This is a genomic window from Curtobacterium sp. MCBA15_008, assembly GCF_001865065.1.
Taxonomy (GTDB): domain Bacteria; phylum Actinomycetota; class Actinomycetes; order Actinomycetales; family Microbacteriaceae; genus Curtobacterium.
Window position 1 is genome coordinate 1 of sequence record NZ_MJGN01000024.1, and the last position, 11,660, is coordinate 11,660.

Sequence of the window (11,660 nt, forward strand, 5' to 3'; positions counted from 1 at the left end):
GCCCGCGCCGGTCCGGTCACACGCGTCGCGTCAGCGATGCCCGACGATCTGCGGCATCGGCATGTGGTGCCGCATCCGCACCGCCAGGTGCAGCCCGCCGCGCCGGGCGAGCACGAGGCCGACGACGGCCGCCGCGGCCGCGGGCACGCCACCGGCGACGACCATGCCGACGTGCGCCCCGAAGTGGTCGACGACCTGGCCCATGAGCGGCCCGCCGATCGCCTGCCCACCGAGCAGCACGAGGACGTAGAGCGACATCACGCGACCGCGGATCGCCACGTTCGACGACAGTTGCACGAGGGAGTTCGACGCGGTCTGGAACAGCAACTGCGACATCCCCACGGCGACGAGCGCGACGGTGAACGGGGCGATCGCGGGGATCGAGCCGGAGACCACGAGCAGGATCCCGGTCCAGAACACCCCGCCGACGATGGTGCGGAGCCGGACCGTGGCACGTCGGGTGGAGAGCAGGGCCCCGACGAGGGCGCCGATCGCGACGGCGGAGTTGAACACGCCGTAGCCGCCCGCGCCGACGTCGTACACCTGGGACGCGAAGGCCGACAGCAGGACGGGCATCGTCAGCGCGAACACCGAGAAGAACGCCACGAGGATCACCGGCACGATGATGGTCGGCTTCCGGACGGCGTAGCGGAGCCCCTCGACGAGCTGGCCCTTGCCGCGCGGCGCCGGGGGAGTGCGGTGCAGCTCGGAGACCTTCAGGAAGCCGAGCGTCACGACGACGGCGACGCACGCGATCGCGTTCACCCCGAACGACCAGCCCGCGCCGACGGCGACGAGCAGTGCGCCGGACAGCGCCGGGCCGATCATGCCGCCGAGCTGAAAGACCGACGAGTTGACGCTGATCGCGTTGCGCAGGTGCTCGTGGCCGACGATCTCGGTGACGAACACCTGGCGCGCCGGGTTGTCGATCACGGTCACCATGCCGACGACGAACGCGATCGCCCAGATGTGCCACGCCTGCACCACCCCGGCCAGGGTGAGGACCGCGAGCAGCGCCGACAGCACCGCGAAGGAGCCCTGCGTGATCATCATCAGCGCGCGCTTCGAGAAGCGGTCGACGATCACCCCGCCGAAGAGCCCGAACAGCAGCATCGGCGCGAACTGGCACGCCACCGTGATGCCGACCTGCGCGACCGACCCGGTCAGCTGCAGGACGAGCCAGTCCTGGGCGATGCGCTGCATCCACCCGGCGGTCATGGCGACGAGGTTCGTGGCGGTGAAGAGCCGGAAGTTCGGCACCGACAGGGCGATGAGGGTGTGTCGCCACGGGGGACGGGTGGCCTGGATCGGGAGCGGTTCGGTGGGCGGGGGGAGGGTCGTCGGTGACGCGCTCACGGTGGGGGATCTCCGGACGTCGGCTGCGGAAGTGGTACCCCATCGAAACTACGTGACCGCGGGTCATTCGATACCCCTATGGTGGCTATCAGTCCATTGCGAAGTCGAATGAGGTGCCGCCGGTGCTCGACCCCGTTCTGCTGCAGACCTTCCTGGCCGTCGCCGAGACCGGCAGCTTCACGCAGGCCGGCGCGCGCCTCGGCATCAGCCAGCCGACGGTGTCCCAGCACGTGCGGCGCCTCGAGACCGCGGTGTCGCGCACCCTCGTCGCGCGGGACACCCGGGGCGTCGCGCTGACGGACAACGGCGACGCGATGGCCGGCTTCGCGCGGACGATCCTCGCGGCACACGCCACCGCCGACGCGTACTTCTCCGGCGCCGCCACCCGTGGCCGGCTGCGGTTCGGCGCGGCAGACGACCTGGCGATCACGCAGTTGCCGCGGATCCTCCGGGACTTCCGCCGGCTGCACCCGCAGGTGAACCTCGAGCTGACGGTGAACCAGTCGTCGCCGCTCCTGCGCCGGGTGCACGCCGGGCAGCTCGACCTCGTGTTCATCAAGCAGACCGCGGGGGAGTCCGCCGAGGGCACCCGGGTCGCGACCGACCAGATGGTGTGGATGGCGCAGGACGGCATCTCGCTCGAGCCCGGCGAGCCCGTGCCGCTCATCGCGTACCAGGCGCCGAGCATCAGCCGGCAGATGGCGATCGACGCGCTCGAGGCCGCCGGCCGCACCTGGCGGATCACCTGCAACACCCGCGACGTGAACGGGGTGCTCGCGGCCGTCCGGGCCGGCATCGGCGTCGCCGTGTTCCCGCACTCGCTCATCCCGGCCGACCTGGTGAAGGTGTCGCAGCGGCTCGCGCTGCCCGACCTGCCGGCCGTCGACTACGTCCTCATCGCCAACCCGACGGTGCAGCGGGAACCGATCGACGCCCTGACGAACGCCATCCTGTCGCGCGGGGTCGTCCGCGCGGTCTGAGCGCGCGGGGTCCGTCCGTCGAGGGAGCAGGAATCGTCGGGCGGCCCGCTCGGACCCGACGATTCCTGCTCCCTCGGCGGGTGACGGGGTGGGTGACGGGGCGGGGGCGCGCGGGGCGGGCGGGGCGCGGGCGCGCTACGGCGCCAGCGTCGGCGTCGTGCCCGTCCCGGTGAGGTCCGGCAGCGTCACGCCCGCCATCGGCAGCAGCGCCGCGGCGACCGCCCACAGCAGCCCGAGCGTGCCGACCCCGCCGATCACCGCGCCGAGCAGCGCGATCGGCCGCTGCCACGTGGTCGCCGGGTTCCGCAGGGTCGCGATCGAGAGCACGAGGGCGATCGCACCGAGTGCGACGCCGACACCGTGCACGGTCGCGGGAGCGGTGAACCACCACGCCGCGAGTCCGAGCGTCGCGAGTCCGGCGACGGCACCGAGGACCGCCCCCGGCGTCGCACCGACAGCAGGTCGACGCGTCACGCCCGGTGCGTCCGCCGGGTCGGCGTGGCTGCCGTCCGCGTCGTCGGACTGGAGGCGCGGCTCGCCTCGCCCGGACCGGCTCACCCGGGCGGCCGGTGCGGTCGCGGTCGACGTGGCCGGCCCCGCCGCGGAGGCTCCGGACGCGGCGGTGGTGGCGGTGGTGGCGCTGGTCGTGATCGGCATCGTCGCCGGGAGCACGGTCGGCGCCTCCGCCGGCGCGGCCGCGGAGGACGAGCCCGGCGGCGCGATGACGGCGTCGAACGAACGGGTCTGGGCCGGTGCCGGAGCACTCGCCGCCTGACGCTGGTGCGCGAAGCGGGCGGGCGTGCGGTAGCCGATGGGGCCGACCGGCTCGGGCTCGGTGCCCTCGACGACGACGTGCTCGAGTCCGGGGACCGAGAAGCGGGGCTGCCCGACGACGGGGACCGCAGGGGTGGTGGGGACCGGCGGAGCGGCGTCGATCGGCGAGACCGGAGCCGGGGCGGCGAGGGCGCGGTCGAACGGCAGGGTGTGCACGGCCGGCGAGGTCGGGGCCGGCGGCAGGAGGTCCTCCTGCGGCGGGTAGTCCGGCACGACGATGCCGTCCGCGACGAGGCCCTCGGCAGCGAACTCGTCCGGGACGACCGACGGGGCGGACTGCGGTGCGGGGAACACGGTGGCGGAGCCGACCGTCTCCGGAGCGGGGGCTGACCCGACGGGGGTGGGGCGTGCCTCCAGGCCGGGGTCCGACACACGGTCGGCGGCGGGTGCGACGGAACCGTCCTCGGGGGGAGCCGTGACCCAGGCGGGGACCGCGCGGCGCGGTCGTTCCTCGTCAGGCAGGCGATGCGATGCCACTGGCGGCACTCCCTCCGTAGGCTGATCCACCGTCAGTTCTAACGGCAACCGGTGCGCGGGGCGCAGCCCCAGTTCCGGGGTCGCCGGTACGGTCGGAGCATGACCGGAATCGAACACCGTCCGCTCGGGCCGTCTGGGCTCGTCGTCTCCACCGTCGGCATCGGCTGCAACAACTTCGGCCGACCCGGCACGCTGACCGAGTCGCAGGAGGGCACGGACGCCGTGGTCAACGCCGCGCTCGACGCCGGCGTCACCCTCTTCGACACCGCCGACGTCTACGGCGGACGGCCTGGCATGTCCGAGGAGATGCTCGGCAAGTCGATCTCCGGCCGGCGCGACGAAGTGGTCCTCGCCACGAAGTTCGGCCTGGACATGCAAGGTGTCAACGGGCCCGACTGGGGCGTCCGCGGCTCACGGCGGTACGTGCGGCTCGCCGTCGAGTCGTCGCTCAAGCGCCTCGGCACGGACTGGATCGACCTGTACCAGATGCACCGGCCGGACGACGTGACCTCCATCGAGGAGACCCTGTCCGTGCTCGACGACCTCGTCCGCGAGGGCAAGATCCGCTACATCGGGCACTCGAACTTCGCCGGGTGGCAGATCGCCGAGGCCGAGCTCACCGCCTCCATCGCCGGCACGACGGCGTTCGTGTCCGCGCAGAACGAGTACAGCCCGCTCGCCCGCAGCGTCGAGGACGAGGTCCTGCCGGCGGTGCGTGCCTACGCCCTCGGGTTCCTGCCGTACTTCCCGCTCTACAACGGGCTGCTCACCGGCAAGTACACGCAGTCCGGCGGGGGACCGGCCGACGGACGCCTGACGAAGGCGAAGCCGCAGCTGCTGGCGGACGCGCCGTGGGCGATCGTCGAGGAGTTCCAGCGGTTCTGCGACGACCGCGGCGTCACGATGCTGCAGGCGACCTTCGCGTGGTTGCTGGCGCAGCCGGGGCTGTCGAGCGTCATCGCGGGTGCGACGAAGCCCGAGCAGATCGTGCAGAACGTCGAGGCCGGTACGGCGTGGACGCCCTCCGAGGACGACCTCGCCGAGATGACGGTGATCTTCGACGGGGCGTGAGCCGCGGGGCGCGCGGGGCGCGCTCCCCTGGTGTCAGCGTGGCCCCGAGTCTCGGGGTGACCGACAGTTCTCGCGCGTTCGGCTGCGAGAACTGTCGCTGAGCCCGAGTCTCGGGGTCCGGTACCGGTCAGGCGCGGGTGCGCTCCGCCCGGCCGAGCGCCGCACGCAGCTCGTCGGCCGTCAGGCGCGGGCCGTACCCGGGGGTGTCCCGCTGGATGCGCCAGCCCTCGGCGAGCGGCCCGGCGTCGACCACGTCGAAGCCGAACTCGTCGATCAGGTCGGTGACGACGCGCTTCGCGTCGGCGTCGTCGCCGGCGACCACGAGGGCGCGGCGGTCCGGGGTGCCGGCCGGGTTGGCGTGACCGGTCAGGTCCGCGGCGCCGATGTGGTTGAACGCCTTCACGACCCGGGCACCGACCAGGCGGTCCTGCAGCAGCTCGGCCGTGGTGGTGGTCTCGTCGTCGAGGGCGGGGATGTGGCCGTCGCGCTCGAAGTAGTAGTTGTTCGTGTCGATCACGACCTTGCCGACGAGGGGTTCGACCGGGATGGTCTCGATCGCTGCGAGCGGGGTCGTCACGACGACGATCTCCCCGGCGGCCGCCGCTTCGTCGCGGGTCGCCGCACGAGCGGGAGCGTCGACACCGCCGGTGCCGAGGGTGTTGAGCTCGTCGACGAGCTCGGTGAGGGTCTCCGGCCCGCGTGAGTTGGCGATCACCACCAGGTGGCCGTGCTGTACCGCGAGCCGTGCGAGCTGGGATCCGATGTTGCCTGCGCCGATGATGCCGATGGTCGTCATGGTGTGCTGCAACGCGATGGTGCAGAACGCATTCCCGAGCGGCGCACGACCGCCGGGCGGAGCATGATGGCGGCATGGACCACGAGTTCCGCGACGAGACCGACCAGGACCGCTACGCCATGTACGTCGGCGGCGAACTCGTCAGCGTCCTCGACTACCGGGTGAACGGCGACGCCATCGCGTTCCCGCACACCTACACGGTCCCGAAGCACCGCGGGCACGGCTACGCCGCCGAGCTCGTCGACTTCGCCGTCGCCGACGTCGAGGCCACCTCCACCAAGCGCGTCGTGCCGATGTGCTGGTTCGTCGGCAAGTGGTTCGACGAACACCCCGAGAAGTCCGACCTGCTCGTCCGCGGCGCCGCGGACTGAGCCCCACCCGGAAGGCGACGACGATGCCGTCGATCACTCCGTTCCTCTGGTACGACGACCAGGCCGAGCACGCCGCGGAGCACTACGTCTCGCTGTTCCCCGACAGCCGGATCGACAGTGTGGCGAAGACCCCGGACGGGCAGACCCTCGTCGTCGAGTTCACGTTGCTCGGCCGTCCGTACCGGGCGATGAACGGCGGGCCGGGCCACGAGCACTCCGACGCCGTGTCGTTCCAGGTCGACGTCGACACCCAGGAGGAGCTGGACCGCATCTGGGACGCGCTCCTCGCCGACGGCGGCCGACCGAGCATGTGCGGCTGGCTGTTCGACCGCTGGGGTGTGGCATGGCAGGTCACCCCGTCGATGATGGGCGAGCTGATGACCGGGTCCGGTGACCCCGAGGCGAACGCCCGCGTCTTCCAGGCGATGATGCAGATGTCGAAGCTCGACATCCCCGCGCTCCGTGCCGCGGCGGCGGGTCGCTGACCGGAGCAGCACCGTACCCGCCGGTATGGTTGCGGGACCGATCCGCCGGCCGGTGCCGGTGCTGACAGGCTGGAGTCACCCGATGAGCGAACCGAAGCCCGATGTCCGCAACAGCGACATCGGGCGTGCTTACACGGAACTCGCGCGCATCACCCGTCGAGCGAGCATCCGGGCGCGTGGTTCCGAGTCGATCCTGAGCGTCGTCGACCAGTCCCTCGTCGACTTCGTCGTGCTGCACCGCGGCTGCATGGCGATCGACATCGCCCGGTACCTGCGGCTCAACCGGTCGACCATCTCGCGGCAGCTGTCCGGGCTGCTCGCCGCCGGGCTGATCCGGACGACCGACGGCGGCTCGGGCAACGCGAAGCCGCTCGAGGCCACCGACGCCGGCCGCGCCGCTCTGGAACGGTCCGTGCAACTGCACCGCGACGCCCTCGACGAACGACTCGCCAGCTGGTCCGACGACGACATCGCGCTGCTCGCCGGCCTGCTGGAACGACTCGGCGCGGCGGACGAAGCGGGCCTGCCGATGCCCCAGCGCACCGAGTGAGCACCGCGTTCGTCCTGCTGTCGGACACCCACCTGCCGAAGCGCGCGAAGGACCTGCCGCCCGGCCTGTGGTCGGACATCGACGCCGCCGACCTTGTCGTGCACGCCGGCGACTGGGTGGACCTCGACACCCTCGACGCCGTCGCGGGCCGTTCGCGCCGGTTCGAGGGCGTCCGCGGCAACAACGACGGCCCGGAGTTCGACGACCGCCTGCCGCTCGTTGCCCGCTTCACCGTCGAGGGCCTCCGCTTCGCGCTCGTCCACGAGACCGGGGCCGCCACCGGCCGCGAACGCCGGATGGACGCGGAGTACCCGGACACCGACGTCCTGGTCTTCGGCCACTCGCACATCCCGTGGGACACCGTCGCGCCCTCGGGCCTCCGGCTCCTCAACCCGGGCTCGCCGACCGACCGCCGCCGCCAGCCCGACCACACCTGGATGCGCGGAACCGTCGACGGCACCGACCTGTCCGTCGAGCTCGTCCGCCTGCCCCCGCGCTGACCCCGTCCCGCCAGGCTCGCGAAAGCGACAGTTCGCTGTGCGAGTTCCGCGCACGACTGTCGCCTTCGCGGGGTGGACGCCTCCGGTCCGGCGCAACGTGTCGGTTTCGCGACCGACTCGGCGCGCCCGGTGCGGTGCGCGCCCGTCCATCGGCCGGGAGGCGCGGTGCCAGCCCGCACCGCGCCTCCCGTCCGCCGGTGCGCACCGTCCGGGCGCGACTCGGGTCTCGGGGTCAGCGACAGTTCACGGGTCCACAGGCGCGAGAAGTGTCGCTCAGGCCGAAACTCGGCCCTCCTCCGCCGGTGCCGACACGGCCGTCGCGGCGGCGGTCGGCATGCGGAAGAACGCAAGCTCCCACTCGGCCGGACGGCGGAACGCGCGCGTCATCCGGCCGCGCTCCTCGGGGTCCGCCTCCGCCGCGAGCCGCTCGACCTCCGCCGTCGCAGCAGCCGACGCCTCGGCGAAGCCAGGGTCCCCGTACGCCCCGATCCAGTCCGCGAACGGGTGCGCCGGCGGCGCCGTGCCGAGCTGCGTGCCGACCCAGGCGTAGACCCGGAAGCACGGCAGCACCGCCGCCGCCAGGACCCCGGGCGACCCGGACGCCGCGGACGCCCGAAGGTGGGCGAGGTACCCCGCGCAGGTCGGGTGCACCGGGTCGTCGGCGTGCGACCCGGCCAGCCGGCGGTGGTGCAGGTCGCGGGCCTCGTCGGCGCACCCCTCGGCCGACGCCGCCCAGAACGCCGCCGCCGTGCCGGTCGACCACGAGGCGAGCATCGCCAGGTGCCGCTCGTACGCGCGGAGGTAGTGCACGTCCTGCGCGAGGTACATCGCGAAGACGGCGGGGTCGAGTGTGCCGTCGCGCAGCCCGACCAGGAACGGGCATTCGATCGTCGAGCGCAGCACCCCGGCGACGTCGTCCCACCACCGGTCCGTCCACGACGGTGCCGGCAGTGCGTCACGGATCGACGCACCGTGGTCGATCGGTCCGGTGCCCGTGCCGACCTCGAGGGCGTCGGCCCCCTCGAGCGCGCGGGTCAGCCACGCCTTCGCGCCGCCGATCGCGAGCTCCCAGTCGCCGTCGCGGGCCATCCGGGTCGCGGCCGCGCTCGACAGCGAGCAGCCGGTGCCGTGCGTGTTCGTCGTCGCGATCCGCGGCGCCGTGAAGGTCCGCACGACGCCGTCCGCCGACACGAGCACGTCGTCCGAGGTGGCCCCGTCGTCGTGTCCGCCCTTGGCGAGCACGAGGACGTCCCAGGTCCGAGCCACCAGGACCGCCGCGTCGACGACGGCCCGGCCCGCGCCGCCAGCGAGCCCTGCCAGCACCGAGAGCTCCGGACGGTTCGGCGTCACCAGGTCGGCGAGCCGGAACAGCTCCGCCATCGCCTCCGCGGCGTCCTCGTCGAGCAGCCGGTCGCCGCTCGTCGCCACCATCACCGGGTCGACCACCACCACGGGCGGCCGGTGCTCCCGCAGCCAGTCCGTCACCTCCCGCACGACCGGAGCGGTCCCGAGCATGCCGATCTTCACCGCGTCGATGGTGACGTCGTCCGACACCGCGTCGAGCTGCTCCCGCAGGAACCCCACGTCCGGCACGTGCACCGACCGCACCCCGTGCGTGTTCTGCGCCACCAGCGCCGTCACGACGCCCATCCCGTACCCGTCGTGCGCCGCGATCGACTTGAGGTCGGCCTGCAACCCGGCACCACCCGTCGGGTCGGTCCCGGCGATGCTGAGGACACGGGGGACCGGCGTCGCGCTCATGCGTCCGCCCGGTGGCCGGTGTCGACTGCCTGGAGGCGCGGATCACCCGGATCGGACCGCCCCGCCTCCGACAGGTGGTCGGCCCACGCGGCGACGTACGCGGCGGCCGCGGAACCGGGGTCGGCGGCGGCGCAGATGCCGGACACCACCGCGACGCCGGCGGCACCGGCGGCGCGGAGCGGCAGGACGTCGTCGAGGGTCACGCCGCCGATCGCGACGCACGGCAGGTCGGTCGCGCGGGCCAACCGGGCGAAGCCGTCGTGCCCGAGTGCCGGCGGGTGGTCGGGCTTCGTCGAGGTGGGGTGCACGACCCCGACGCCGAGCAGGTCGACGGTGCCGCGGGGCAGCCGGGCGACGGCAGCGAGGTGCTCCGGCGTGTTCGCGGTCAGGCCGACGTGGGCGTCCGGCCCGAGGAGTGCCCGCGCGGCCTCGGCGGGCACGTCCGACTGCCCGAGGTGCACCCCGGCGACCCGGTGTCCGGCGTGCCGCGCGGCGAGGGCGACGTCGAGCCGGTCGTCGACCACGACGAGGGCCCGGTCGCCGACGGCGTCGGCCACCGCCGAGGTCAGCGCGAGCAGGTCCCGCGCCGAGGCCTCCTTGTCGCGCACCTGCACGATCCGGACCCCCGCGTGCACCGCGGCCCGCACCACCCCGAGCACGCCGATGCCGTGCCGGTCCGACAGCGCACCGTCGGTGACGAGGTAGACGCCGACGCCGGTCATGCCGCACGCTCCTCGGTGATGCGTGCCTCGCGGACGACGTCCTCCGGGGTCAGCGACGCGAGCCGGTCGAGGAACAGCGGCTGGAACGTGCCCGGCCCGCCGGCGTCACGCGCGGCGAGCTCCGCGGCGATCGTGTGCACGGCGGTCCCGGCGACCGCGGCCGCGACCGGGTCCTCCGCGGCCACCGAGGTGAAGGCGGCGATCACCGCGCCGAGTGCGCAGCCGCCGCCGGTGATCCGGGTGAGGAGCTCCGTGCCGTTCGCGACCCGGACCGGCACGCCGGGGCCGCCCACGGCGGTGGACCCGACCACGAGGTCGACGGCACCCGACACGGCGACCGCGGCCACGCGCCTCCCGTCCGGGTCGGAACCGGACACGCCGGCCACCGCAGCCTCACGCGCGTCGTCGGTGCCCACGGTGCTGTCGACGCCACGACCACCGGCGGACGCACCGAGCACGGCGAGCACCTCGGAGGCGTTGCCGCGCAGCACCGTCGGCCGGAGGGCCAGCAGGTCCCGGGCCAGCGTGGTCCGGACCGGCAGCGATCCGACCGCCACCGGGTCGAGGACCCACGGGGTCCCCGCGTCGACCGCTGCCTCGGCGGCCTCGATCGACGCCGCACGAGGCTCGGCGTGCGGTGTGCCGGTGTTCACCAGCAGGGCGTCGGCGACCCGGGCGAACGGCCCCGCCTCGGTGACGACGTCGACCATCGCGGCCGAGGCGCCGAGCGCGAGCAGCACGTTCGCGGTGACGTTCTGCACCACCGTGTTCGTGATGCAGTGCACCAGGGGGCCCCGGGACCGCACGGCCTCGAGCAGTTCGGCGGTTCGGTGGGCCCAGGCAGGGGAGGGCGCTGCGGTTTCCATGGACGATCCCTTCGCGAGTACGAGCTCGAGCAGGTTCGACGGGTGTGATCTCAGCCGCTGGTCGCGGCACCCCGTGTCTCGAGCGACACCGTACACGACGTCCGGTGACCAATCCGAGGCCGCCGCCGGTCCCGTGTGGAAAGCTTGCGGTGTGCCAGACACCACGCCTCCCGGGCCGCCTCCCGGTCCCCGCGACCCCGGCGACGCCTGGGCGGTCGGACCCGACGGCACCAAGGCATGGGGGCTCTTCGGCGCCGCCGGGTTGCTCGTCGACGACGGCGCCGGCAACGTGCTCCTGCAGCACCGCGTGGAGTGGAGCCACCACGGCGGCACGTGGGGGATCCCCGGCGGCGCTCGGCACCAGGGCGAGGACGCCGTGACCGGAGCGCTCCGCGAGTCCGCCGAGGAAGCGGGGGTGCCCGAGGACGGTGTCGACCTGCGCCACACGGCCGTGCTCGACCTCGGCTTCTGGACGTACACGACGGTGGTGGGGCGGTCCTCCCGGCCGTTCGAACCGGTGATCGCCGACCGCGAGAGCCTCGAACTCGCCTGGGTCCCCGTCGCCGACGTCGACGACCTGCCGCTGCACCCCGGGTTCGGGGCGTCCTGGCCGGCCCTGCGTGCCCGGATCACGACGACGCCGCACGTCGTCGTCGACGCCGCGAACGTCGTCGGCAGCGTGCCCGACGGCTGGTGGAAGGACCGCGCGGGGGCGGCGACGCGACTGCTCGACCGGGTGACGGCGCTCGCCGCGGTGGGTGTGGCGGCGGCCGAGTTGGAGCTGCCGTTCGACCGGTGGTGGCCGCGGTGGACCGTGGTGCTCGAGGGCGAGGCGCGCGCGGCTGTTGGTTCGTCTGGTGGTCACGCTGCTGGTTCGTCCCCGTCTGCTCC

12 protein-coding genes, 1 pseudogene and 1 riboswitch are annotated in these 11,660 nt (G+C 73.6%); of the genes and pseudogenes, 7 read left to right on the forward strand and 6 right to left on the reverse strand.

Annotated features, from left to right (window positions below; genetic code table 11):
* Positions 1–30: 30 nt before the first annotated feature.
* Positions 31–1,356, reverse strand: a complete 1,326-nt coding sequence (locus BIU96_RS11580) for an MFS transporter (protein ID WP_071292774.1) — start codon at positions 1,354–1,356, stop codon at positions 31–33.
* A 122-nt stretch (positions 1,357–1,478) separates the two neighbouring features.
* Between BIU96_RS11580 and BIU96_RS11585 the strand changes: the two genes are divergently transcribed.
* On the forward strand, positions 1,479–2,336 hold the full coding sequence (locus tag BIU96_RS11585; RefSeq protein ID WP_071292805.1) for a LysR substrate-binding domain-containing protein: 858 nt from the start codon (positions 1,479–1,481) through the stop codon (positions 2,334–2,336).
* A gap of 135 nt (positions 2,337–2,471) precedes the next feature.
* Here the strand turns inward: BIU96_RS11585 and BIU96_RS11590 are convergent, their stop codons facing one another.
* Positions 2,472–3,647: a hypothetical protein gene (locus BIU96_RS11590; protein WP_071292775.1), complete on the reverse strand. Its 1,176-nt coding sequence runs from the start codon at positions 3,645–3,647 to the stop codon at positions 2,472–2,474.
* A 99-nt stretch (positions 3,648–3,746) separates the two neighbouring features.
* On the opposite strand from BIU96_RS11590, the gene BIU96_RS11595 reads away from it, so the two are divergent.
* On the forward strand, positions 3,747–4,718 hold the full coding sequence (locus BIU96_RS11595) for an aldo/keto reductase (RefSeq protein ID WP_071292776.1): 972 nt from the start codon (positions 3,747–3,749) through the stop codon (positions 4,716–4,718).
* Between the two features lie 127 nt (positions 4,719–4,845).
* Here the strand turns inward: BIU96_RS11595 and BIU96_RS11600 are convergent, their stop codons facing one another.
* A complete protein-coding gene (locus BIU96_RS11600; RefSeq protein ID WP_071292777.1) occupies positions 4,846–5,514 on the reverse strand; it encodes an NADPH-dependent F420 reductase in 669 nt (222 codons plus the stop codon).
* 68 nt (positions 5,515–5,582) lie between these two features.
* On the opposite strand from BIU96_RS11600, the pseudogene BIU96_RS11605 reads away from it, so the two are divergent.
* From BIU96_RS11605 to BIU96_RS11620, 4 genes and pseudogenes are all read left to right on the forward strand, one after another.
* Positions 5,583–5,885: pseudogene (locus BIU96_RS11605) on the forward strand (GNAT family N-acetyltransferase); the annotation flags it as partial.
* Between the two features lie 23 nt (positions 5,886–5,908).
* Positions 5,909–6,370 (forward strand): VOC family protein, encoded by a 462-nt coding sequence (locus BIU96_RS11610; RefSeq protein WP_071292779.1) that lies wholly within the window; start codon positions 5,909–5,911, stop codon positions 6,368–6,370.
* Between the two features lie 82 nt (positions 6,371–6,452).
* A complete protein-coding gene (locus BIU96_RS11615) occupies positions 6,453–6,920 on the forward strand; it encodes a MarR family winged helix-turn-helix transcriptional regulator (RefSeq protein ID WP_071292780.1) in 468 nt (155 codons plus the stop codon).
* Positions 6,917–7,420 carry a metallophosphoesterase gene (locus BIU96_RS11620; RefSeq protein WP_071292781.1) on the forward strand — a complete coding sequence of 168 codons (504 nt, stop codon included), beginning with the start codon at positions 6,917–6,919 and terminating at the stop codon, positions 7,418–7,420. The genes BIU96_RS11615 and BIU96_RS11620 overlap by 4 nt, the downstream gene beginning before the upstream one ends.
* A 273-nt stretch (positions 7,421–7,693) precedes the next feature.
* Here BIU96_RS11620 and thiD read toward each other — a convergent pair whose 3' ends face one another.
* From thiD to thiM, 3 genes are all read right to left on the reverse strand, one after another.
* A complete protein-coding gene (thiD, locus tag BIU96_RS11625) occupies positions 7,694–9,181 on the reverse strand; it encodes a bifunctional hydroxymethylpyrimidine kinase/phosphomethylpyrimidine kinase (protein ID WP_083402847.1) in 1,488 nt (495 codons plus the stop codon).
* Positions 9,178–9,903: a thiamine phosphate synthase gene (gene thiE, locus BIU96_RS19040; RefSeq protein ID WP_083402848.1), complete on the reverse strand. Its 726-nt coding sequence runs from the start codon at positions 9,901–9,903 to the stop codon at positions 9,178–9,180. Before thiE ends, thiD begins: the two co-directional genes overlap by 4 nt.
* The gene (gene thiM / locus BIU96_RS11630) at positions 9,900–10,769 is read right to left on the reverse strand and encodes a hydroxyethylthiazole kinase (RefSeq protein WP_071292782.1); all 870 of its coding nucleotides are present in this window, start codon (positions 10,767–10,769) and stop codon (positions 9,900–9,902) included. Before thiM ends, thiE begins: the two co-directional genes overlap by 4 nt.
* Positions 10,758–10,853, reverse strand: a riboswitch (TPP riboswitch). It overlaps the preceding gene by 12 nt.
* 67 nt (positions 10,854–10,920) lie before the next feature.
* Here thiM and BIU96_RS11635 point away from each other — a divergent pair.
* Positions 10,921–11,660: NUDIX domain-containing protein (locus BIU96_RS11635; RefSeq protein ID WP_071292783.1), on the forward strand; the 740-nt coding region annotated here is incomplete at its 3' end.

What these genes read in the sequence shown, in the direction of transcription:
- BIU96_RS11595 (WP_071292776.1), top strand. Translation starts at nt 3,747, where the DNA reads ATGACCGGAATCGAACACCGTCCGCTCGGGCCGTCTGGGCTCGTCGTC.
- BIU96_RS11600 (WP_071292777.1), bottom strand. Translation starts at nt 5,514, where the DNA reads ATGACGACCATCGGCATCATCGGCGCAGGCAACATCGGATCCCAGCTC.
- BIU96_RS11610 (WP_071292779.1), top strand. Translation starts at nt 5,909, where the DNA reads ATGCCGTCGATCACTCCGTTCCTCTGGTACGACGACCAGGCCGAGCAC.
- thiD (WP_083402847.1), bottom strand. Translation starts at nt 9,181, where the DNA reads ATGAGCGCGACGCCGGTCCCCCGTGTCCTCAGCATCGCCGGGACCGAC.
- thiM (WP_071292782.1), bottom strand. Translation starts at nt 10,769, where the DNA reads ATGGAAACCGCAGCGCCCTCCCCTGCCTGGGCCCACCGAACCGCCGAA.
- BIU96_RS11615 (WP_071292780.1), top strand. Translation starts at nt 6,453, where the DNA reads ATGAGCGAACCGAAGCCCGATGTCCGCAACAGCGACATCGGGCGTGCT.
- thiE (WP_083402848.1), bottom strand. Translation starts at nt 9,903, where the DNA reads ATGACCGGCGTCGGCGTCTACCTCGTCACCGACGGTGCGCTGTCGGAC.